The organism is Gardnerella sp. DNF01199S (assembly GCF_049244155.1).
GTDB classification, from domain to species: domain Bacteria; phylum Actinomycetota; class Actinomycetes; order Actinomycetales; family Bifidobacteriaceae; genus Bifidobacterium; species Bifidobacterium piotii.
In genome coordinates this window covers 1,103,657-1,126,491 of sequence record NZ_CP058380.1, presented here as the reverse complement: position 1 = coordinate 1,126,491, position 22,835 = coordinate 1,103,657, and the positions used below count along the sequence as shown (strand labels likewise).

Below are 22,835 nucleotides of genomic sequence, written 5' to 3'. Positions count from 1 at the left end.
ATTATTCGGCGTGTCGTAAGAAATTTTCGCGATTTTTGCGCGTTAAATGCGAAATAGTGTATTATGGAACCTGTAATAACCTTGATAAATCAAGCAATAATTCTATTTTTCAGTTTTTCTGGCAGCTTGTATTATTGCAGATAATCTTAAGTATGTATGCGAATTTTTCTTTAAGATTAGTGATTTAGATAGAAAATGATTTAGATGGAAAATGCGTTAAGCAAAAACGCGTAGAAGCTAGAAAGGGAGAAAATGACCATAAATAGCAAACAAAGTGGTTTAGAAGAATCTGAATCGTCGAAGCCTAGAATTGTAGAGCTTGCTAAAGAAGCTGGTGTTTCTCCGTCTACAATATCGAAGGTTATAAATGGAAGGTCGGGAGTATCGGAAGAAACTAGAAGGCGCGTAGAAAAAGTTCTAGCTAAAAGTGGGCGCGATTATTCTCTTGTTAGCACTAAAATTTCTCCAACAGTTGAGCTACTTGTAGATTACGTTGCAAATAATGGCACGATTGAGATGATTACTTACGCGTCTCGCTGGGCGCAAAAAGAAGGATTAGCGCTTACGGTTGCTCAGACTAATAATGGCAAAAAGCGCGAGGAATGCTTGCGCGGAATCGTAGATAGAAACCCTTTGGGCGTTATATCGCAAATGTCTGATTTAGAAGAAAAAGATAAAGAATTTTTGCGTATGCGCAATATTCCGCTTGTGATTATTGACCCAGTTTCTGTTGGCAACGGCAATGATCACACGATTTCTATTGATAATTGGACAGGTTCCTACGAGCTTACTCGGCATTTGATTGGCTTGGGTCATAAGCGAATTGGCGTTATTACAGGTCCGTTAAACGTTCAATCTGGTGTTGCTCGTTTTGCTGGATACAGTGCTGCTATGGAACAAGCTGGTTTGAGTGTTGATAAAGACTTAGTAAAAGAGGGCGATTATCTTCCAGAGCTTGGATACAAAATGGCTTGTAGTCTTTTGGATTTGCCTAAAGGTAAGCGTCCAACTGCGATTTTTGCTTGCAACGATATTACTGCTGTAAATGTGTATCGTGCAGCTCGCGAGCGCGGAATTAAGTTAGGAACAGAGCTTTCGGTTGCAGGCTTTGATGACGTTTATCCTGCGCAATATTTGATGCCTTCTTTAACAACCGTTAATCAGCCTTTTGATATTATGGCAAAAAATGCTGTTAGTATGATTCTTGCAATTCGAGAAGGCAAGGAGATTGAAAGTCAACTAGTTCTTCCTGCTCATGTTGTTATTCGAGACAGCACTCAGCCTGTTATTGATTAATAGAAAACTTGTAGATATAGGCTTTATGACTTATTGCATACAAAATGTGGACGCAACTTAAATCAAGATAAATCAAGATAAATTGCGTCCACAAATTGTTTGTTCTAAATATTGCGTATTTATTTATTGTTTGCTTATTTTTAGAAGACTACGCAAAGAGACTACATCAAGCTTGTGTAAATCTTGCGAATATCTTCCAAAGTGGCCTTGCGTGGGTTTCCTGGAGTGCAAACATCTGCCAAAGCGTCGTGGCTTAAGCCTTCAATATCTGCCTCACTAGCTCCAACCTCGCTAATCTTAGTAGGATTTCCAAGCTTAACCGTTAAGTCGTGAACCGCTTTTACAGCAGCATTACGCACGGTTTCGAGGTCGTCGGTGTATGCGTTTGGAACGTCGAATGCTGCAGCAATATCGCGATACTTTTCGCCAGTGTAATCCTTGTTATATTCCATAACAGGAGCGAGCAAAATTCCGTTTGCAACGCCATGAGCAACGCCAAGGCGACCACCGAGTGGGTGAGCCATGCCGTGAACCAAGCCCAAACCAACGTTGGAGTATGCCATGCCAGTTATATAGCTTGCGTAAGCCATTTGTTCGCCTGCTGGAACATCTCCGTCTGCGCTCTTTGCAAGGTTCTGTGCAATCATGCGAATTGTTTGCAAAGACAGGCAATCCGAAAGGCTCCATGCACCTGGAGTAATGAAACCTTCGATTGCGTGGGTGAGCGCATCCAGGCCAGTTGCAACTTTAAGCGAGCGTGGCATGGAATCGGTGAGATCTGGGTCTACGAATGCAACGATTGGAATATCGTGAGGGTCTACTGCAACGAACTTACGAAGCTTTGCAGTATCTGTAACAACATAGTTGATTGTTGTTTCGGATGCAGTTCCAGCTGTTGTTGGCACGCCAAAGATTGGTACAGAAGGATTCTTTGTATCTGCAACGCCTTCTAGAGAAAGAACATCGCCAAACTCTGGGTTAGCTACAATAATTCCAATGCCTTTGCAAGTATCTTGTGGAGAGCCGCCGCCGAGACCAATAAGGAAGTCTGCGCCAGATGCCTTGAACTTTTCTACACCGTCTTGAATGCATTCAACAGGTGGATTTGGCTTTACATTGTCGAATACTTCGTATGGAAGACCAGCGGATTCTAGAACGTCGGTAACTCTTTTAACGGTTCCCGTCTTTACAAGAACGGGATCTGTTACTACAAATGCTTTTTTGAAGCCGTGCGCTTTAGCAACGTTTGGAATCTCTTTGATTGCTCCGCGACCGAAGTAAGCAGTCTGATTAAAAATCATTCTATAGACCATGCGAAAATCTCCTTTGAGTTTCTTGTTGGCTTATGCCAAATTTTTGGTAGTCGATTAATATTTTACAATATTGCATGACATTTGGCGAGTGCGTAAATAAGCGTTTTGTTACTAAAATTAACAAATAAACAATTAAAATGAACATAAAATAACTAATTTTATGCATTTTTATTTATTTTAGATATAAATAAGCACATTTATAAAAATTCGAGCACATGATTTGTAATGCTTATTTTGAAGGAAAAATATTAATCATGTTAAGAAAAATTCTTTAATTGATGTTGTTGTAGTTGCCAAATTGACTTATTTTGCATTAAATAATCTGTCTGAAATGAAAATTTATGCCTGTAATATTACGCATTTGAATTTAAGCCTATAATACTGGCTCTCATACTAAAGTATGACGATTTTACATAAGAGCATTTTTATATCAAAATTTAATATCAAAATCCCTATTATTCCAATGAAAATATCAGCCTTACGCACTATAGAGAATGCGTTTTTAATCACGTAAATTGTAATTGTAAGGTAATCACAGAAGTATGTGAGGTGCAAAATGAGTGTTGAAAATAGTCAAGATACGCGTTTTACGCAAATGAATTATTCCGCTCAAGAAGGTTTGATTGGCGAGACTGCGGTTGCAGCTTTGCATGTTGTTAAAGATTTTGGCAAGGGCGCAGGCATTGTTCACGCTTTGCGAGATGTTAGCGTTAGCTTCGAGCGCGGCAAGTTTACTGCGATTATGGGCCCTTCTGGTTCTGGAAAGTCAACGTTAATGCATTCTTTAGCTGGTCTTGACAGCGTTAATTCTGGAAAAGTTTTGGTAGATGGCCTAGATATTACAGGTATGAGCGATAATCAGCTTACGCTTATGCGCCGCGAGATGGTTGGATTTATTTTCCAAAGTTTTAATCTTCTTCCAATGTTTAGCGCTGAGCAAAATATTCTTATGCCTCTTACTTTGGCAGGCAAAAAGCCAGATAAGCAATGGTTTAATACTTTGGTTAATACTCTTGGCTTGCAAGATCGCTTAAAGCATAGGCCAGCTGAGCTTTCTGGTGGTCAGCGACAACGCGTTGCAATTGCTCGCGCTTTAATCTCTAGGCCTTCCGTAGTTTTTGCAGACGAGCCTACTGGCAATCTCGATTCTGCTTCCAGCTTGGAAGTTTTGCATTTCTTGAAGAAGTCTGTAACGGAGCTTGGTCAAACTGTGATTATGGTTACTCACGACGCTGTTGCAGCGTCTTATGCAGATAGAGCAATCGTGTTTGCAGATGGTCAAATCGTTGAAGACGTTCAAAATCCTACTGCAGAAGGAATGAGCAAGATGCTTATGGAACGCAGCGAGGCTGGCGTTAATAATCAGCCTGCTCAATTGCAATAAAAGGTGGTGAAGTTAGAATGTGGAAAATCGCACTAAAACTTATGCGTAAAAGCGTGCGCATGCTAATCGCCTCTGGAATTGCAATTCTTATAGGCAGCATGTTTATGAGCGCTACTTTGCTTTTTGCAAACAGCGTTGATGACTTGATGGTTCGTAACGCAACAAATGAATTCGGTAGCGCAAATTATGCAATCTCATTTAGGAATCCTAACAGTTCTCCGAGTAGTAAAATTCATTATAAAGACCTTCATTTAGACGAAATATCGAAGATGCCTGGTGTTAATGGCATTCGTAGTGATGATGCGACTGCTCTTGTAAGAGTGGAAAAAGGTGATAAATCAGTTACGAGTATTGCTTGGTCTAATGGTTTGTATGGAAATCTTCCTGTGTATAAATCAACAGAAGGTAGAGAACCGCAAAAAATAGGTGAAATCACTCTTATTAAAAGTATTGCTAAATCAATACATGCAAACATTGGCGATACTATAACTTTGGTTAAAGTAGATGACACTGGCGGAGATAAAGAAAAATCGTACGATGTTCGTGTGGTTGGTCTTGTAGACGATGGAGAGCATTCTCAAATACCATTTTCAAATCGCGGCACATATCTTGGTGGCATAACGAATGATTTTTGTGCAAAACTCAACAATCTTAAGAATTTTGACAATGAAGTTGTGCAAAGCAAAGTATACATGAGTATTGATGAATCTAAAATAAACGATTTATCTCCTAAGATTAACTCTTTGCTTCCTTCGAGATTCTCTCTTATGTCTAGGCACGAAGTTGGTGTAAGATCTGTTCGAAATGTGTCCAACGGCACTAATTTTGTAACCATGTTTTTGCTATCTTTTGGTATTCTAGCGTTGCTTATTTCTTCGCTTGTTATAGCAAACACATTCCAAGTTTTGGTTGCTCAACGCAGACGCACTCTTGCACTTTTGCGCGTAATCGGCGCACAATCGCACCAGCTTTATGCAGCAGTTTTGCTTGAAGCTGCAATACTTGGAGTTATTTCTGCGGCTGTTGGCGTGCTTTGTGCAATCGGATTTATGGGCGCAATTAGTAACGTGAATATTAATTCTGGACCATTATCTAAGATTCCTTTGATTGTCTCGCTTCCAGCGGTTGTGTGGCCAATAGCAATTGGCACGATTGTAACAGTTCTTGCATCTATGAGTGCTGCTCGATCTGCTACAAAAGTAACGCCTATGGAAGCGCTACGACCAATGGATTTGATTAAAGATAAGCGTGCAAGCATTATTCGCGCTGTTTTTGGCGTTGTGTTTATTGTTGTAGGTATTTTATTTACGGCTTTAAGTGCTACTTCTTTAGCAAGCATGATTGCGGGGAAGTCTCCCACTGCTGGTTCTGACTCTTGGATGACTTTGCTTGGAGCAATGTTTGGCTGTGCGCTTGTTTTTATTGGCATTATTATTACAGCAACATTCTGGATGCCGTTTGCTATGAAGGCAACTGGAGCAATTATGGCACTTTGTGGGCCCGCGTCTAAAGTTGCTAATGCAAACGTGCAAAGAAATCCTAGAAGAGTTGCGGCAACTGGAACAGCTTTGCTTATTGGCGTAACGCTTGTTTCTACAGTAGTAACGGGCGCAATGTGCGGTAAAGCAACTCTTAAAGGTGTTGTTGATGATCATTACAGTGTTGACATTATTATTCAAGGCAAGAATGTTGATGAATCTCTAGCTGCCGACATTTCAAAGATTAGTGGAATAAAGAATACTGAGTTGCTTCCTGCAGTTCCTATGACTTTTAAGAACGCTAAGGGCAAAACTGAGTATGCTATGGCAGCTGGAGTTGATAATACAGATCAACTTAAAAATGTAATGCATACAAATCTTGATGGCGTTAATATAAACAGGGATTCTGTGCTTTTGCCTAAGTTTAATAATGAAGGTGGAGAGCCTTTTGATCTTGAAAAAGGAAATCTTAATCTACAAGCTTATGTAGAAAAGTACAGTTCTAGTGAAGATAGTGTAGATAGTATTACGCCATTTACTGGAATGAATACATACTCGAGTAATAACGATAAGAGCATTACTGTAAAGCAAGTTCAGTTTAAGAAGTATAGAAATGTTAGTATACATTCAAGGAATACTGCTTTTGTTAGCAAATCTTACTTCAATAACTACCTTAAGCCTACAACGCATATTCTGCTTATTTCGGTAGACTCTAGCAAAGCTAATCTTGTAGATATTGTTAAAAATATTAGAAATATTACATCTAGCTATGCGGAGGTTATGGCTGGTGGAAGCGTGTTCCAACGAGCGCAGTGGGAGAGTGCTATCGACATAATGATGATGTTGCTTGTTGGCTTAATAGCAGTAGCTGTTGTGATTGCTTTAATAGGCGTTGCAAACACATTAAGCTTGTCTGTTATTGAGCGAACCAAAGAATCTGCAACTTTGCGCGCAATCGGCATGACAAGAGGACAGGTTAGAAGATCTCTTGCGTTGGAAGCAACGTTGATCTCCCTAACAAGCACTGTTTCTGGCTTGATTGTTGGAACAGCGTTTGGGTGGATTGGATCCTACATGGTATTTAGCTCAATTGGCAAAGTTCCGTTTGTAGTTGATTGGGCTATTTACGCGGTTCTCGCTCTAATCGCTTTGCTTGCAGCGCTTCTTTCCAGCGTTCTTCCAGCTCGTAGAGCAGTGAAGCCTTCGCCAGTAGTTGCGCTTGCGGAGGACTAATCGCTAGAAACGCAAAACAAAATGCGGTTGCAATTTTAATCATTCAATTAAGAATTGATTAATTTGCAGCCGCATTATTTTTATAGAAAAGATTTATTGTCTATAAGAACATTCGCATTGTTTTTTATTTTTATAAAAATAGTTAAACAAGACTGTTTTCGTAAGCAAACACAACAGCTTGGACTCTGTCTCTTGCATTGATTTTTCCCAAAATATGCGCAACATGCGTTTTAACTGTTGGCAAGCTAATAAACAGTTTATTAGCAATCTCTTGGTTAGATAGTCCGTGAGCAATCTCTACAAGAACTTCGCGCTCGCGATCTGTTAAATCATTTAAGCAAGAATCGTACGTGTTTGCGCTTTGCTCGTTTTTAGTCGCAATCTCTTCTTTTGATTTTTCTTCATCGTTAGGCTTAGAGATCATTGACTCAATTAAGCGCTTTGTAGCAGTTGGAGCAATAATTGCGTTTCCTTGATACACAGTTCGTATTGAATTAAGCAATGTTTCTGGCTCTGTATCTTTAAGCAAAAATCCCGATGCGCCCGTATGAATCGCAGCCATAACGTATTCGTCTAAATCAAAAGTTGTTAAAATAATAATGTGCGTATTGCTATTAGCATCTTCTTGCAAGATTTTGCGCGTAGCTTCCAAACCGTCCATGTTAGGCATGCGCACGTCCATCAAAATAACGTCTGGATTTTCCTTTGACGCAACTTCTACAATTTCATTTCCATTCGCTGCTTGCGCAACAACTTGCATATCTTTTTGCGAGTTGATTACCATAGCAAATCCTGCGCGCACAAGCTCTTGATCGTCTGCTATTGCGACTCGAATTACTCCATTGTTTTCCATATTTTCCATGTTTTCCATACTATCAATTTATTCGTGCTTGTTGGCAAGTTTGTGTTGAATTTGTTCATCAAGCGAAGGAGCGGGGCGAACCGCAATCTCAGTTATATTTGCACTATTATTTGATGAATTAACACTTGAACCTGTTTCTCGCAAAATTCCAAGTAGTTTTCGCATGTACCTAAGTGCTGAGCGACCTTCGTCTCCAATGTTTTTAAAAGCTTTACTAATTGCTTCAATTTGTTCCTGCTCTAGTTCTTGCTTTGTCTCTTGCTCTAGTTTTGTTGACTTTAGCTTTTCTGCATTGCTATTTGATTTTTCGTATTCATTTAGCATATCTATTCCACTATTTGCAGCATCAATTACTTTATGCAATGTAACTGCAACTTTTTGCTGAATGTTTGCACTAATACGCTGCCTTTCGGCATTTGCTGCAAGTACTTCTAGCTGTTTTTGCTCTTGCTCTAATTCTGTTCTGCGCGCTTTTAGAATCAGCAAATTATTGTCATCGTTTCTGCGGTAATAAGCAAATGCAATGGCAATAAAACAAATTAACGCAACTATAAAACCAAAAATTAATCCTACGGACGCCATTTGCATAATGTCATAAAAATTAGTTGTGTACGCATTAGAAGTAAAAAATCGTATTGGAGTTTCATTTTGCGGAATATTTCTTGATGCAACACCAATTTTTACAGCAAAAATAGCAGATTCGGCGAGTACTACAGCACTAACCCACTGCCATGCGTGCTTTTTACCATAGAGCACAGCAGCATAAACAATGGCTGGTATAAAGAAATTAGCGAATAAAATATTAGGTAAGCATATAAGCTGTATTGCAGAAAATACTGCTGCAATAATTGCGCACATAGTTGGAGCTTTTCTGCGAAACATGAATGGCACCATGGTTGTAAGAGTAAATACTATATAAAGTATTTGTACTAAAAGTGAGCTGGAATATTGTGAATGCATTCCATTTCCAACAATAAAATCGTAAGTTGGTATAAAAAGCATTAGAACAGTCCAAGGCGATGCATAAATAACATCTCCAATAAGCCAATGTTGTTCAAACCATTGCGATACTTTTTCAATCCTATTTTGTGAATCATTTGCTTCTTGCAAAACTTTTGATGAGGTTTTATCGCTTGTATTTTCTGGCTTTTCGTGCACTGATAATGGATTATTAGCTTTTGCGTTTTTATAAGTAGCGTTAGGAATACTGTTTAATACAGAAGCAGTAGTGTTTGATTGATCCGTGTTGTAAGAGTATGGAATAAAAGCAGCAATACTAAATGTTCCATCGTTTTGTATTCCATAATCAAGTGTTCCATGAAGATTTTCAATGCGTTCTTTCATGCCAATCAGACCATAACCATTTTTATGTTGCGCATTGCTATTTTGCGTTTGGTTAGCTTCAAGCTTGTGTACTTCGTTTGTGATTTTTAGTGTTAATCCTTGTTCGTTCCATTCTTCGTGAATGTTTATTTTGATGCCATTTCCTGCGTGCTTCCGAATATTAGTAAGAGACTCCTGAACAACGCGGTATGCAACGGTTTGTGCATCTTTGTTGAGTTTATTAGAAGAATTTATGCCATCAACAGTGTGCCAAAAAATATTTTTAGGAGATGCAATTTTTGCTTGCTCAATAAGCGAAGGTATGTGATTGAAATCCAATTGAGCGGATGGAGCGTCTGTTAAAGCTTCTAGCAGTCGACGCATGTCGTGAACGGCGCGCTCTGATTCGTTTTTAATAATATGCATTGTTTTTTTAGCAAGAGAAATATCTTGTGTTGCTGCATAGCGACCACCGTCTGCTTGAACAATAATAATAGAAAGCGTGTGAGCAACAATATCGTGCATATCCCTAGCGATTCTAGCGCGCTCTGCAGTAATGGCAATATGCTGAGCTTTTTTTCGGTACGCTCGAATAGCGTTATTGTTCTCTTGTAAAAGTTGAATAGTGTGCACGTGAGTGCGCTGCCAGTAGCCAATAATAACCGTAATTGTAGTAATAATAATTGCAAAAATTATAGTAGGAATTGCAAAATCAAGTATAATTGAAACGCAGTTTTTTATGTTACTACTATTTATATTTTTTACGCTGCAAGAATAACTAGCTTTTAAATGATTGATGCCATATATTGGCCCCATTACAATATTCCACGATATTGCTGCGCAAGATAATACTGTTGTTACGTAAGCTGCAATAACAAAAGCTTTTGAATGTTCTGGATTTCCGCGAGCAATAGCATTAACAAGCAGCACAAAACCAAAGAAATCAGCAAAAAGTTGAGTAGGGCCAAATATTACTTGCACAATGCAAATAACAATAAAAATAGTAGCCGCCTGTTCAGGCCATATCTTTCTTACTGAAAGTAATGATGCAACAACAATATTTATAAGATAGGTTGTAATTAGTGAACTTTGCGTCAAGAATCCGTCAACATTGTTTATAGGATACCGATTGCTTGAAAGTGTAAAAAGAATAAGTGGAATAATGCCCCACAATATATCGTTTAGCGTAAGCTCAGTGCGTAAGCGTTGTATGGCTTTGTTAAACGTGTGAGATATTTTCATAACTACTAGGCTAGTACACGGCACTTTATAGAACAATCGAACTTTAGTATGATTTATATAAGAGTGTGTATTTTTGTATGTGATTTGTTATTGCAACGTTGCATGCGAGTGCAGAAAGGAATGTTTACAATGGCACTGCTAGCAAAGTATTACGTACCAGGATTGTATGTAGAAGAGCGCGCAATCGATGTTCCTTTAGATTGGGAGCAAAACACTCCAGGCGATTCTATTAAAGGGGAGACGATTCGCCTATTTTGCAGAGTTATTTGCGCTCCAGAACATGCGCATGATGATTTGCCTTTGCTAGTGTTTTTGCAAGGAGGCCCAGGCGGTCAGTGCCCTCGTCCGCTTTCGCCGTCTAGCGATGGTTGGATTCAAGAGGCAATTAAGCATTTTCGTGTTGTTCTTCCAGACCAGCGTGGTGTTGGGCGCTCTTCTAGGGTAGATGCTTCTACGATTAAGCGCATGGCAGACGACGGCGTGAGTGTAGAGAGGCAAGCATGGTACTTAAAGCGATTCTTAGCAGATTCCATTATTCGCGATTTTGAGCATTTGCGCTTAACTGAATTCAATGCAAAGCCGTGGGTTTCTTTGGGCCAAAGCTATGGTGGATTCTTAACGCTTACGTATTTGTCACTTTTCCCGCAAGGATTGATTGCAAGCTTTACAACGGGCGGCATTCCTCATGTTCCTGCAAATGCGCGTGAAGTCTATGAGCATACTTTTCCTCGTATGGCTCGTAAAACTGAGCAATTCTATGAGCGCTATCCGCAGGATGTTGCGCGCGCTGCTGCTATTGCAGATAGGATTTCTCAAGGAGATGTTTTCTTACCTGATGGCGAAAAGCTAACGGTTGAGCGATTCCAGACTCTTGGTTCGTCTTTTGGCATGAAGCCAAGTTTTGAAAGAGTTCATTGGCTTATTGACTCCGCTTTTTCGGATGGAGATGGATCTCTTAAAGCATTTAAGCATGGCGGTGGAACAGCAGACGGCTATTTAAGCGACGAGTTCCTTTATGGCGTTATGGATGCAACATCTTCTAGTCCGCTATATTGGCCGCTACAAGAATTTATTTATGCTGATGGTGAATTAGAGCACCCGATTTTGTGGGCAGCTCAGCAGGTTAGGGAAACAATGCCAGAGTTTTCTGGTAGCGCGCGCCCGCTTTTGTTTACTGGAGAAGCTGTGTTTCCGTGGATGTTTGATCAGCAAAAAGCTTTGCAGCCGTTCTTGCCAGCAGTTGATTGCATGATGAACGATATGCAATTTGGCAAGATTTACGATTTAGATCAGCTTGCAAATAACGAAGTTCCTTTGCAAGCAGCGGTTTACTTCGACGACATGTACGTTGATTCTGGTCTTCAGTTAGATACTTTGTCTCATATTTCTAACTCTCATTATTGGACAACTAACGAGTTTGAGCACGATGGTGTTCATGGTGACTTTGTGTTCCGTCATTTGCTGGAAGAAGCAAGGAATCGTGGAGATTTAGAGTCTATATATAAGTAATCTAAGTTATATAAGCAATAAGTAATATAAGCAATAAGTAACTTTTGATTAAAGTATCTAACAAATGATTAGATATACAAGTTATATATACAAATGATTAGATGCTTAATAAAAAGTTAGTGTTTATTTAGTGTTTAATTTAGTGTCTACTTATTAGGGAGATTGGTTAATGAGTTCTAACTCAATTGGAACCGTTGGATTTATTGGTTTTGGAAACATGGCTCAAGCGATTGCGCAAGGCTTGATTCGCGCTAATGTTTTGCAAGGCAAAGATATGGTTGCATGCGCGGCGCACTTTGAAAAACTTGTTAATAATGCAAGCAAATTTGGCGTAAAAGCGTTAAAAAGTGCGTGTGAAGTTTGCGATTCTAGCAATGTTTTAATTTTGGCTGTAAAACCAAATCAGATTGAAGAAGTTTTGCAACCTATTGCAAAAACTATTGTAGAAAGAAAAATCGCAATTATTTCCGTTGCAGCAGGCTGGACTCTTAAGCGTTACCAGAATTTACTTGGCAAAGATGCTAACGTGCAATGCATTATTCCAAATACGCCAATCGCAGTTTGCCAAGGAGTCACTCTAGCAGAAAGCGAAAATACTCTAACAGATAGTCAACTAGAAGCGTTTAACGCTATTTTTAATCCTATTTCTTTAGTCGAGCGAGTAGATAGCGAGCACATGAATATTGCAATGTGTGTTTCTAGTTGCGCTCCAGCTTTTACTGCTATGTACATGGAAGCTTTAGCAGATGCTGGCGTAAAGTATGGTCTAAAGAGAGATTGCGCATATCGTTTGGCTGCAAAGATGATTGAGGGAGTAGGCGCGTTGTATATGGATACGCGTGTTCACCCAGGCGCTATGAAAGACGCAGTATGTTCTCCTGGTGGCACTACGATTCGAGGTGTTGCAAAGCTAGAATCGTGTGGTTTTAGGGGAGATGTTATTAGCGCGGTTGACGCAATTCAACAAAAATAAAACAGTACGAGTATAGTAGTGTAGTCACTTCCGCTAGCTGGTCTAAAGTAGGTAATATGTCTTTAACTATTGGAATCGTAGGTTTGCCTAACGTTGGTAAATCAACTATGTTTAATGCGCTAACACGAAACAACGTTTTAGCGGAAAATTATCCGTTTGCAACAATCGAGCCAAATACTGGTATTGTGCCTTTGCCAGACAAACGTTTGCCTGTTTTAGCAAAGCTTGTTAAAACCGAGAAAATCGTTCCAGCAACCGTTACATTTGTTGATATTGCAGGAATCGTTAAGGGTGCAAGCGAGGGAGAAGGCTTGGGAAACAAGTTCCTTGCTAATATTCGCGAGGCGGATGCCATTTGCGAAGTCGTTCGCGCATTTAACGATGATGACATTGTGCATGTTAATGGCAAGGTAGATCCTGCAGACGATATTGACACAATCAACACGGAGCTTATTCTTGCGGATTTGCAAACAATCGAGAATGCTTTGCCAAAGTTAGAGAAAGATTTGCGTGGCAAAAAAGTTACTCAAGAATACGTTGGCGCAGTGAATAAGGCTAAAGAAATTCTTGAATCTGGAAAGACGATTGATCAGGCTCATAACGAGAAGTTGATTAATAAAGACGACGTTTACGATTTGCACTTGCTTACTGCTAAGCCTTTTATTTACGTGTTTAACGTTGACGATTCAGAGCTTTCGGATGACTCTTTGAAGTCTAAGCTAGCGGCATCTGTAGCTCCTGCAAAGGCGATTTTCCTTAACGCGCAATTTGAGTCGGAGCTTACTGAGCTTGATGAAGAAGATGCTCGAGAAATGCTTGCAGATGCAGGATTACAAGAATCTGGATTGGATCAGCTTGCGCGCGTTGGCTTTGATATTTTAGGGCTTCAAACCTATTTGACTGCTGGCGTTAAAGAAGTTCACGCATGGCAGATTCATAAGGGTTGGACTGCTCCGCAAGCTGCAGGCGTTATTCACACAGATTTTGAGCGTGGATTTATTAAAGCAGAAGTTGTTTCTTACAATGATTTTGTTGAGGCTCAAGGCTCTATGGCAAAAATCAAGGAAGAAGGAAAGCTTCGTCTTGAAGGCCGCGATTATGTTATGCAAGACGGAGATATTGTTGAATTTAAGTTTAATGTGTGATTAGTTAGACAATAATCATATAAATAATCAAATAACGTGTAATTTGGCGCTGCTTAGGCACTATAGTGTAGTATCGAAGTGGCGCCTTTTATTTTGTTTACTTATGGAGATTGTATGAATATATTTTATGCTTTTAAAAGCATGTTAAAGTCGCTTATTTCGCGATTTGTGAAATATGTTATTAGCTTAAAATCTCCAAAAAATCGCAAAATTTTCTACAAGCGTGCGCTCGCTTTTCTAATTGTTTTGGTCTTCTTTAGTTTTGTTGGATTCCAAGTATCGCATGTTGTTCAAGAAGCGAATAAGCGTATTTTTGTAAATCTTAAAGCACAATATTTTAAGTCAAACAAGCTTGATTCCGCTTTAAGTAATGTAAAAAGTAAAAAAGGCGATAATTTTGGCGCAAAGTCGAAAGCAAAAAAGACGCCATTAGAGCATAATGATAAGTCTAAAGATAGTTTTAATGCACAAAATCAAAATGCGAATGCAATTGATTTTTCTAATTTATGGAAAATATCTACAGGCGGTCAATATCCAAATCTTTCTGGAATAGATGCAAATCATTTGCAAATAAATGTAGACCTTAAAAAACAACGTGTTTATATTTATGCGAATAATAATCTTGTTTATACAATGATTGTTAGCTCTGGAATGAATAACTCCACACCTAAAGGCGATTTTAGAATAGGGCATAGGGGATATCATTTTTACAATAGAACAGAAGGAATGGGTGGAGACTATTGGGTTGGTTTTATAGGAGCAAAGTATTTGTTCCACTCTGTTCCAACTCGTGCTAATTTTGGCGATTATATTGTAGAAGAAGCGCAAAAACTTGGGGTCCCTGCATCGCACGGATGTGTGCGATTAAGTGTTCCAGATGCTAATTGGTTCTATACGAATATTCTAGACGGAACAGCAGTACATATTGAATAATCTGTTTTAGAGTTATGTGAAGCATTTACGTAAGTAAGAAATATAAAAAATCAGGAGATTTCAAAATTCAATCCCCTGATTTTTTGTTTGCGCTTTAATTGCGTTTGTTTTAATTGCGTTTGTTTTATCTATGTTTGTTTATTAGAAGAACAAAACGCTAGCTGTGCAGGCCAATGCTGTTAAAACAATAGATGCCAGGAAGCTTGCTAAGAATGCTGCTTTTCCTTGCTTAAATATAACTCTAAAGTTTACGTTGATTCCAAGAGCAGCCATAGCCATTCCAAGGAAGACGTATCCTGCGTCTACAAGTAGGGATGCGTAGGACGAAACAAAAGGCACGTACGTACCAATAACAGATGCTGCAATAAATCCAAGCATAAACCATGGGAAGTTGATTTTGCGCTTTCCGTTATCTTCTACTTGGCTATGACGAGCGTTCCACCAAATTGCAATAAAGATTGATGTAGGAACAAGCATAAGAACTCGAGTAAGCTTCATGATTGTTGCAACGTCAATGCTTCCAAAAGCTCCGCCCGCTGCAACAGCGTGTGCGATTTCGTGGAGCGATGCGCCAGATGCAATTCCAAGCTGCTGCTTAGTCATTCCAAAGTGAGGAAGAATAAAGATTTCTGCCAAAGCGTAGATTGTGCCCATTATTGCAACTGTTGCAACAGCCATAACCTCGTTTTGTTCTTTTTCGTCCTCATCTTGTGGAAGCACTGGCATAGATCCCGAAAGACCCATAACAGCTGCAGCTCCGCAAATGCTTGTGCCTCCTGCGGTTAGCATTGCAAGTTGTGGGCTAACCTTAAGGAATTTTGCAATGTTGTATGTAATGCATACCATAACAGCAACTAGAACGGCTGCAATTGGTAGGCACTTTAATCCTTGAGTAAATAGAACGTGCAAATTTAGCTTAAAGCCAAGCAAAATAATGCCTAGTCGAAGTAGCTTATTTGCGATTAGGCCAGCAGATGCTTTAACGCCTGCTCGTCTAGAATCATTGTTCAACTTGTATACGTGCAAAGGCAGCTGCAGAGCCATACCAATAAGCAACGCAATAATAAGAGCTCCCAAAAGGCTTAGGCCTGGGAACTGCTTGAGCCAGCTGCCGATTAAGGAAGCTAGAAGTGTAAGCACAGCTATAAGAGCCATGTTTGTTGTGCAGATTTTCTTTTTCCATGTATCAAAGAAATTAACCATTTAGCCAATTATTCTCTCATAATCGGACAAAAACGAACAAAAAATCAAAAATATTTACACATTTTCTAGCGTTTTGTTGTAATGGCAAGCGACACGCCTATATAAAAATCACATAATAAAACATATTCGATAAAAATCTATCGTAGTTTTGTATTAGTTCCATTTACATTGTGATTAATTAAATCTTGTTGAAAAAAATCATAATTGTGTAATCATTATATGTAGTTAAAGAGGTAATTATGTGCAATATTAATATTCAAATTAAACGCATTTATGAATCATCTGATGAAGATGATGGCTTGCGAGTATTAGTAGATAGATTGTGGCCTAGAGGAATAAGTAAAGAAAAGGCAAATCTTGATTTGTGGTGTAAAGATATTGCTCCATCAAGTGATTTGCGAAAATGGTTTAGCCATAAGCCTGAGCGCTTTAAAGAATTTTCTAATCGTTATATTGAAGAGTTAGATGAGAATCAAGATTGTGTAAACCAAATCGTAGATATATGTAGAAAAAGTAAAAAAGTAACGTTTTTATATGGAGCGAAAGATCCGCGTATAAATCATGCAATTGTATTAAAAGATTACATTCAAAATGTTTTGCAAAATTAAGATTGTAATAAACGAATCTAATACATAAGCAAAAGTTTATGTTTATAAACTTTTATGAGTAATAATTAGTGGTGTTTGATGCGTTTTCGACACACCGATTTTCCTTGATATTTCAACAAAACAAATTTATAAATTTATTATTTTTCAAATTGTCTCGACACTTTGTGATTAGTACATTAGAATGACCACTTGGCTAGGGGGCGGCGGTTGGTATAGCCTCTGCAAAATCTGCCAAACCTGCGCTTGAGTAGTGCTTGTTTTTTTTTTAAGCTGGCGCTTGTTTTGGTGGTTGTTTTTCAATCACAAACTTACATACGAACTTGTTTTACACAAGGAGAAAACGATGAAATCGTTGTTTACATGGCAGCTTCATGGTGACGGAAAAACTTTGAAGCCAGGAGAAGTAGTAGAGCCAGATGAGCGTTTAACTTGGACTCGTACTGCTGGTATTGGTGCTCAGCATGTTATTGCTATGTTTGGCGCAACATTCTTAGTGCCAATTCTTACAGGCTTTGATCCGTCTACTACTTTAATGTTCACGGCTCTTTCTACAGCACTGTTCTTGTTGATTAACGCAAATAAGCTTCCTAGTTATTTAGGAAGCTCTTTTGGTCTTATAGCACCTGTTATGGCTGTAACTGCTGCGCATAAGGGTATTGCTGTAGCAAGCTTTGGCATTATGTGCACAGGTATTCTTCTTGCGCTAATCGGTGTGCTTGTGCATTTTGCAGGAGCAAAGTGGATTGACGTTATTATGCCTCCTGTTGTTAACGGTGCAATCGTTGCAATTATTGGCTTTAACTTAGGTCCAGCTGTTTGGGGTAACTTCCAAAAGGCTCCAGACACTGCCTTGGTAACTTTGGTTGCAGTTATGCTTATTGCAGTGATCTTCCGTGGTCTTCTTGGGCGATTGAACATCTTGCTTGGTGTTCTTGTTGGCTACGCGTATGCATGCTTCCAGGGTCAAGTTGACTTTAGTAAGATTGAGCAAGCTTCTTGGATTGGCTTCCCTAAGTTCCACACTCCGCAAGTTGATTTCTCTGTTTTGCTTATGTTCTTGCCAGTTGTGCTGGTTCTTATTGCAGAAAACGTTGGTCATGTTAAGTCTGTAGCTCAAATGACTGGCCGTGACTACGATTCCAAGATTGGTACAGCTTTGTTTGCAGACGGCTTAGGCACTGCAATTGCTGGTTGCTTTGGTGGTTGCGGTACTACAACCTATGGCGAAAACATTGGCGTTATGGCTGCAACAAAAGTGTATTCTACTGCCGCTTATTGGTGCGCTGCATTCTTTGCATTCGTATTAAGCCTTTGCCCAAAGTTTGGTGCAATTGTAAACTCCATTCCAGCAGGCGTTTTGGGCGGTGTAACCACTTTACTTTACGGCATGATTGGCATGATTGGCGTTCGTATTTGGGTAGAGAACAAAGTGAACTTCGATAAGCCAGTTAACATTATGATTGCTGCAATCGTTATGATTATTGGCATTGCCAACTTCCAATTTGCTATTTCTGGAATTCAGTTTAACGGTATTGCAATCGGCACTGTTGTTGTGTTGGTTGTGTACCACATTATGAAAGCTATTGGTAAGCTTACTGGAACAATCGCTAAAGACGATCCAGACGTTGCTTAGCTTAAATGCTTATATGATTTAATTTAATCAAATTAGGCGCGTTCGCTACTTTTGCGAGCGCGCTTTTTGTAATTATTTTTGATTACACAACAAACACAACACGTAGATTGGGAATAGTTAGTATAGTATTATTAACCTTATGTTGAAAGTCATTATAGAAATACTCATTGGCGTTGCATGGGCTGCTTTTGGCGCTTATATGGCTAAAAAACCTAAAAACACTAAAGTGCATAAGCGTTCCGATTATTCAAGCGATGGAAAGAAAAAGAGCAATCAAAATAATGATTTTGCCGATACTTCTGCAGATGATTCTATTGACCAAGATGTAGTTGTAGAAAGCATTGATGAAGATAATAGCAGTGTCAATGTTGTTGATAAAGATGCTTCTAAAGATGAGTCTAATAGTGAAAACAAAGATAAGACTTCTTCAAAGTTTGCAAAAAAAATAAAAGATTTGGCAGACTATTATAGTGATGATGATGACCTTGGTGACCTCTTTAGCGATATATTAGAAGCTAAGAAAAAACTAGAAAACGAAGGCGACTCGCCCAAAAATAGCGATACTAGCGATACTAGCGATGCTAGCGAAGATAGTAAAGATAGTAAAAGCAATAAAAGCGATAATAAAAGCTCAAATAGTAAGGAGAATAATCGCTATATGAGAATAGATTTTGATGTAAATAAGTTTGTTGGAAAATCAAGAAAATGGCGTTGGGTTATTGTTGCAATAGTAGTAGCAATAGCTTTTATATGCTCAATTATTTTTGGTTTTTCTACTTTTATTACAGATTGCATGTGGTATGCGCAACTTGGATTTGAGAGCGTAATCTGGATTCAACTAGCCGCTAAAATCGGCGTTTGGGCTTTATACGCTCTGCTTATGGCTGCGTTTGGGTATTTGTCTGCATATATTGCGATTAAAAAACGCCCTGGAAGCGACGATGGCGTATATGTTAAAGAAAAAGGCAATATTTTAGACACTAAAAAGGGAATAAGTTCTAAGCTTGCAATGCATGTTGCAGGAGTTGTGTCTTTGATTGTAGGCGCTGTGTTTGGAATGCAATTCTACAATCATTGGGTGCAAATTTTGCTTATGTTTAACTACCAATCATTTGGTATTAAAGATCCGCAATTTGGATTTGATAACGGTTTTTACGTGTTTGCTTTGCCAGGCTTGCGACTTTTTACAAGAGCGTTTATTGTTCTTCTTGCTGTTTCTTTGCTATTTAGCGTTATAACAAACGCTTTGATGGGAGCTGTAAGAATTACGCTTCCTGTAGATGGAAAGGGCATTTTTAGCATAACCAAAAGCGCAAGGCGTCAAATTTCTGCGTGGTTTATGCTCGTTATTATTTTCTGGTCCGTTTTGCAAATATTAGATGTGTTTGCGATTGTAAATTTGGATGGTTCTAAGATTACTGGCGGATCTTACACAGATATGAATGCTGGTGTTCCTTCCAGCATTGCAATGGCTGTAATAACACTAATTGTTGGAATTGTTATAACAGCGTGGTTGCTAAAGTCTCACGCTCTTAATGGAAACGTAAAAATTGGCACGCGTTTTGTTGTAGCTGTTAAGGCTTGGCGCACGCCTGCTATAGCTGTTGCGTCGCTAGTTGTATGCGCTATGGTGTTATCTTTTGCTTGGCCTGCTCTTTTGCAACGTTTTAAGGTAGCGCCGAATGCTCAAGAATTAGAAGCCACTTATATTCAGCGAAATATTGATGCAACTAAGTTTGCGTATGGCTTAAATAATGTTAAAAAAGAATCGTATAACGCTACTTCGGAAGGAAAGTCGGGAGCGCTAGCAAAAGAAGCGGAGTCTACTGCACAAATCAGGCTTTTAGACCCTCAAGTCACTTCTCCAACATTCCGTCAATTGCAGCAATCTAAGCAATACTATACTTTTGCAGATACTCTTTCTGTAGATAAGTACGACATTGATGGCGTGAGTCAAGACACGGTTATTGCTGCGCGCGAGCTTGATCTAGCTGGAAACGATAATCGAAATTGGGTTAATGACCACACTGTTTATACGCACGGGTATGGCGTTGTTGCAGCTTATGGAAATAAAGTTACTGCAGATGGTCAGCCGCAATTTATGGAGTATGGAATTCCAACTCAAGGAAAGCTTACAAAGTTAAAGAAGTATGAGCCGCGTATCTACTTCTCGCCAAATGCTCCAAAGTATTCGATTGTTGGTTCTCCAAAAGGCTCTGCTCCTTGGGAATTTGATTATCCAACTGGATCAAATGGTGCTTTAACAACGTTTAAGGGAAATGGTGGACCAAGTGTAGGCAACTTCTTCTCTAAGCTGCTACACGCTATTCGTTTTGAATCAGATCAAATCTTATTCTCGGATAGAGTTACTGCAAATTCTCAGATTTTGTATGATCGCGACCCTAAGACTCGCGTTTCTAAAGTCGCTCCATACTTGACATTAGATGGGCGCGTTTACCCAGCAGTTGTTGACGGACGAGTTAAGTGGATTGTTGACGGATATACAACGTCCGACTCTTACCCATATTCGCAAATGACTGATTTTGGGCAAGTGACTCAAGATTCTACAACAACAACATCTCGTTCAATTAAAGGCTTGACTAATCAGCGAGCAAACTATATTCGCAATTCAGTTAAAGCTACTGTTGATGCGTACGACGGTTCTGTTGACTTGTATGTGTGGGATAAAAAAGACCCTGTGATTAAAGCTTGGAGATCAATATTCCCAGGGCATTATCACGATATTTCTAAGATTTCTGGCGATTTGATGAGTCATATTAGATACCCAGAAAGCTTGTTCAAAGTACAAAGGCATTTGCTTGCAAAGTATCATGTTGACAGCGCAAGCCAGTTCTTCTCGGGAGAAGACTTCTGGCAGACTCCAGTAGATCCTACAGAATCTCAAAGTCTTCAGCGAGAAGATATTTTGCAACCTCCATACTATTTGACTTTGCAAACTAGAGGAGCAAACAAGCCAGTATTTTCGCTTGTTTCTACATACATTCCTGCTGGAAGATCTACTCGAGAGATCCTAACTGGATTCTTGTCTGTAAATTCCGATGCTGGAAATGTTGCTGGAAAAGTAAGCGAAAATTATGGCCAACTAAGACTTCAAGAGTTACCTAAAGTTTCCAATGTTCCAGGACCTGGTCAAGCTCAAAACAACTTTAATGCTAATGCAAATGTTTCTAAAGAGTTGAATTTGCTTGAATCTGGATCAACTAAAGTTAAGCGTGGAAATTTGCTTACATTGCCACTTGGCGGTGGATTGGTTTACGTAGAGCCTGTTTATGTACAATCTAGCGGATCTACTAGCTACCCATTGCTTAAGAAAGTATTGGTTGCTTTTGGAGATCAAGTTGGATTTGCAGACACTTTGGATGAAGCATTAAACCAAGTATTTGGAGGAAACTCTGGCGCAAACGCTGGCGATGCTTCCAATAATTCTGGCGTAAACAATATTGCTTCTAATCCTAAGCAAAAAGATTCGACTAAGAATAGCGAAAATGGCAATAAAAATGCCAATGCTAATGCTAAGGCAGACGCTGATTTTAGTGCAAAAGCGAAAATGGCTCTTAAGCGAGCAGCTCAAGCTCTAAAGGATTCGGATGCTGCAATGAAATCTGGAGATTGGCAAGCGTATGGCAAAGCTCAAAAAGAGTTAAGCGATGCGATTAACGCTGCTATTAAAGAAGACTCTGGAAAGTAAAAGCAAAAGTCAAAGAAGCGCCTAAAAGCAGCTTTAGATTAATAAAAAATAATGCCGAGCATAGTTTAGATTATGTTCGGCATTATTTTATGTGTTGGATTTATGCGTTTTTACATTTGATTATCTGGGTCTTCGTCGTCTTCTACAGGACCTAGCAATAATCGTTCGCTTATATTAACTACGCCCATCAATATTGCTGTAAACGCAATAATTACGAATGTTGCAGAAAAAATAAGCGGAGTGCGGAAAGAATTATATGCAGCTTGCAGCCAAATACCTAATCCTTGACGAGCGCCAAGATATTCTGCAGTAGTAGCTGCGCCAAAAACGTAGGCTGTGCTAATGCGAATTCCGCCAAAAATTTGTCGAGCTGCAATCCTTAATTTTACGTGCCAAAGCGTCCAAACTCGTCCCGCTCCGCATGTGAGAGCTACATCGCTATAAAAACTTGGAACTGCATCAAGACCTCTAATTGTTTGAACAGCAATAGGGAACATGCTAAAAATAGCTACGATAACAATTTTTCCAGACATTTCGAAACCGAACCATATAAGAAATATCGGGGCAATCGAAATAAGTGGTAACGTTTGTGCAGCACAAAGAAGTGGGAACAAAGCTGCGTGAACCAGCTTGCATACGTGAAAAAGTACGCCCAGTAAAATGCCGCACACAATGGCAAGACTAAAACCAACAATTGTCTCTTCAATAGTTGCAAGGGTTGCAGGCCATAATTGTGGCCACACTTCACAAGTTGCTTTAGCAATATCTGTAGGAGTTGGAATAGAATTTTCTGGAATTTTATAGAATTCGCAAGAAAGTTGCCAAAAAATTAGTAATGTAATAGTAGAAATTATTGTTGGCAGATAATTGTGCAGTAGTGTTTTCCAGCGCGCGCGCGTCATGGAATATCGTTCCTTTCAGTATACAAGCCATAATGCTTGTTGTAGCTGCTTGACTGCTGCCCCAATCAAACAACGTAAAATTTTACAAA

General features: G+C 39.3%; 15 protein-coding genes. 10 read left to right on the top strand and 5 right to left on the bottom strand.

Annotated elements, in window-relative coordinates; translation table 11 throughout:
* Positions 1-252 precede the first annotated feature (252 nt).
* The gene (locus HXT45_RS04470; RefSeq protein WP_346284424.1) at positions 253-1,296 is read left to right on the top strand and encodes a LacI family DNA-binding transcriptional regulator; all 1,044 of its coding nucleotides are present in this window, start codon (positions 253-255) and stop codon (positions 1,294-1,296) included.
* A 161-nt stretch (positions 1,297-1,457) separates the two neighbouring features.
* Here HXT45_RS04470 and fucO read toward each other — a convergent pair whose 3' ends face one another.
* The gene (gene fucO / locus HXT45_RS04465) at positions 1,458-2,609 is read right to left on the bottom strand and encodes a lactaldehyde reductase (protein WP_020757132.1); all 1,152 of its coding nucleotides are present in this window, start codon (positions 2,607-2,609) and stop codon (positions 1,458-1,460) included.
* Between the two features lie 556 nt (positions 2,610-3,165).
* On the opposite strand from fucO, the gene HXT45_RS04460 reads away from it, so the two are divergent.
* Both HXT45_RS04460 and HXT45_RS04455 read left to right on the top strand, forming a co-directional pair.
* The gene (locus HXT45_RS04460) at positions 3,166-3,993 is read left to right on the top strand and encodes an ABC transporter ATP-binding protein (protein ID WP_421781405.1); all 828 of its coding nucleotides are present in this window, start codon (positions 3,166-3,168) and stop codon (positions 3,991-3,993) included.
* 17 nt (positions 3,994-4,010) lie between these two features.
* Entirely contained in the window at positions 4,011-6,704 is a 2,694-nt protein-coding gene (locus tag HXT45_RS04455; RefSeq protein WP_421781403.1) for an ABC transporter permease, read from the top strand.
* Positions 6,705-6,846: 142 nt separating this feature from the next.
* Here the strand turns inward: HXT45_RS04455 and HXT45_RS04450 are convergent, their stop codons facing one another.
* Positions 6,847-7,566 carry a response regulator gene (locus HXT45_RS04450; protein ID WP_060785931.1) on the bottom strand — a complete coding sequence of 240 codons (720 nt, stop codon included), beginning with the start codon at positions 7,564-7,566 and terminating at the stop codon, positions 6,847-6,849.
* Positions 7,567-7,584: 18 nt separating this feature from the next.
* Positions 7,585-10,131, bottom strand: a complete 2,547-nt coding sequence (locus HXT45_RS04445) for a histidine kinase (RefSeq protein ID WP_421781401.1) — start codon at positions 10,129-10,131, stop codon at positions 7,585-7,587.
* Between the two features lie 129 nt (positions 10,132-10,260).
* Between HXT45_RS04445 and HXT45_RS04440 the strand changes: the two genes are divergently transcribed.
* The 4 genes from HXT45_RS04440 to HXT45_RS04425 all read left to right on the top strand — a co-directional run bounded on the left by HXT45_RS04440 (position 10,261) and on the right by HXT45_RS04425 (position 14,691).
* Positions 10,261-11,640, top strand: coding sequence for an alpha/beta fold hydrolase (locus tag HXT45_RS04440; RefSeq protein ID WP_421781399.1), 1,380 nt, complete (start codon positions 10,261-10,263; stop codon positions 11,638-11,640).
* Between the two features lie 169 nt (positions 11,641-11,809).
* Positions 11,810-12,613 (top strand): pyrroline-5-carboxylate reductase, encoded by an 804-nt coding sequence (gene proC / locus HXT45_RS04435; RefSeq protein ID WP_421781397.1) that lies wholly within the window; start codon positions 11,810-11,812, stop codon positions 12,611-12,613.
* 56 nt (positions 12,614-12,669) lie between these two features.
* On the top strand, positions 12,670-13,758 hold the full coding sequence (ychF, locus tag HXT45_RS04430; protein WP_004132823.1) for a redox-regulated ATPase YchF: 1,089 nt from the start codon (positions 12,670-12,672) through the stop codon (positions 13,756-13,758).
* A gap of 114 nt (positions 13,759-13,872) precedes the next feature.
* The gene (locus HXT45_RS04425) at positions 13,873-14,691 is read left to right on the top strand and encodes a L,D-transpeptidase (protein ID WP_421781395.1); all 819 of its coding nucleotides are present in this window, start codon (positions 13,873-13,875) and stop codon (positions 14,689-14,691) included.
* Between the two features lie 141 nt (positions 14,692-14,832).
* Here HXT45_RS04425 and HXT45_RS04420 read toward each other — a convergent pair whose 3' ends face one another.
* Positions 14,833-15,894, bottom strand: a complete 1,062-nt coding sequence (locus HXT45_RS04420) for a YeiH family protein (protein WP_421781393.1) — start codon at positions 15,892-15,894, stop codon at positions 14,833-14,835.
* Between the two features lie 239 nt (positions 15,895-16,133).
* Here HXT45_RS04420 and HXT45_RS04415 point away from each other — a divergent pair, with 239 nt between their 5' ends.
* The 3 genes from HXT45_RS04415 to HXT45_RS04405 all read left to right on the top strand — a co-directional run bounded on the left by HXT45_RS04415 (position 16,134) and on the right by HXT45_RS04405 (position 21,844).
* Positions 16,134-16,502 carry a DUF488 domain-containing protein gene (locus HXT45_RS04415; RefSeq protein ID WP_421781391.1) on the top strand — a complete coding sequence of 123 codons (369 nt, stop codon included), beginning with the start codon at positions 16,134-16,136 and terminating at the stop codon, positions 16,500-16,502.
* 343 nt (positions 16,503-16,845) lie between these two features.
* Entirely contained in the window at positions 16,846-18,135 is a 1,290-nt protein-coding gene (locus HXT45_RS04410; RefSeq protein ID WP_116285783.1) for a uracil-xanthine permease family protein, read from the top strand.
* Between the two features lie 139 nt (positions 18,136-18,274).
* Entirely contained in the window at positions 18,275-21,844 is a 3,570-nt protein-coding gene (locus HXT45_RS04405) for a UPF0182 family protein (protein WP_421781389.1), read from the top strand.
* A 110-nt stretch (positions 21,845-21,954) separates the two neighbouring features.
* Here the strand turns inward: HXT45_RS04405 and HXT45_RS04400 are convergent, their stop codons facing one another.
* Positions 21,955-22,746 carry an ABC transporter permease gene (locus tag HXT45_RS04400; RefSeq protein WP_421781387.1) on the bottom strand — a complete coding sequence of 264 codons (792 nt, stop codon included), beginning with the start codon at positions 22,744-22,746 and terminating at the stop codon, positions 21,955-21,957.
* Positions 22,747-22,835: the final 89 nt, after the last annotated feature.

Coding starts and splice junctions, on each gene's coding strand:
- HXT45_RS04470 (WP_346284424.1), top strand. CDS start 253: ATGACCATAAATAGCAAACAAAGTGGTTTAGAAGAATCTGAATCGTCG.
- fucO (WP_020757132.1), bottom strand. CDS start 2,609: ATGGTCTATAGAATGATTTTTAATCAGACTGCTTACTTCGGTCGCGGA.
- HXT45_RS04460 (WP_421781405.1), top strand. CDS start 3,166: ATGAGTGTTGAAAATAGTCAAGATACGCGTTTTACGCAAATGAATTAT.
- HXT45_RS04455 (WP_421781403.1), top strand. CDS start 4,011: ATGTGGAAAATCGCACTAAAACTTATGCGTAAAAGCGTGCGCATGCTA.
- HXT45_RS04450 (WP_060785931.1), bottom strand. CDS start 7,566: ATGGAAAATATGGAAAACAATGGAGTAATTCGAGTCGCAATAGCAGAC.
- HXT45_RS04445 (WP_421781401.1), bottom strand. CDS start 10,131: ATGAAAATATCTCACACGTTTAACAAAGCCATACAACGCTTACGCACT.
- HXT45_RS04440 (WP_421781399.1), top strand. CDS start 10,261: ATGGCACTGCTAGCAAAGTATTACGTACCAGGATTGTATGTAGAAGAG.
- proC (WP_421781397.1), top strand. CDS start 11,810: ATGAGTTCTAACTCAATTGGAACCGTTGGATTTATTGGTTTTGGAAAC.
- ychF (WP_004132823.1), top strand. CDS start 12,670: ATGTCTTTAACTATTGGAATCGTAGGTTTGCCTAACGTTGGTAAATCA.
- HXT45_RS04425 (WP_421781395.1), top strand. CDS start 13,873: ATGAATATATTTTATGCTTTTAAAAGCATGTTAAAGTCGCTTATTTCG.
- HXT45_RS04420 (WP_421781393.1), bottom strand. CDS start 15,894: ATGGTTAATTTCTTTGATACATGGAAAAAGAAAATCTGCACAACAAAC.
- HXT45_RS04415 (WP_421781391.1), top strand. CDS start 16,134: ATGTGCAATATTAATATTCAAATTAAACGCATTTATGAATCATCTGAT.
- HXT45_RS04410 (WP_116285783.1), top strand. CDS start 16,846: ATGAAATCGTTGTTTACATGGCAGCTTCATGGTGACGGAAAAACTTTG.
- HXT45_RS04405 (WP_421781389.1), top strand. CDS start 18,275: ATGTTGAAAGTCATTATAGAAATACTCATTGGCGTTGCATGGGCTGCT.
- HXT45_RS04400 (WP_421781387.1), bottom strand. CDS start 22,746: ATGACGCGCGCGCGCTGGAAAACACTACTGCACAATTATCTGCCAACA.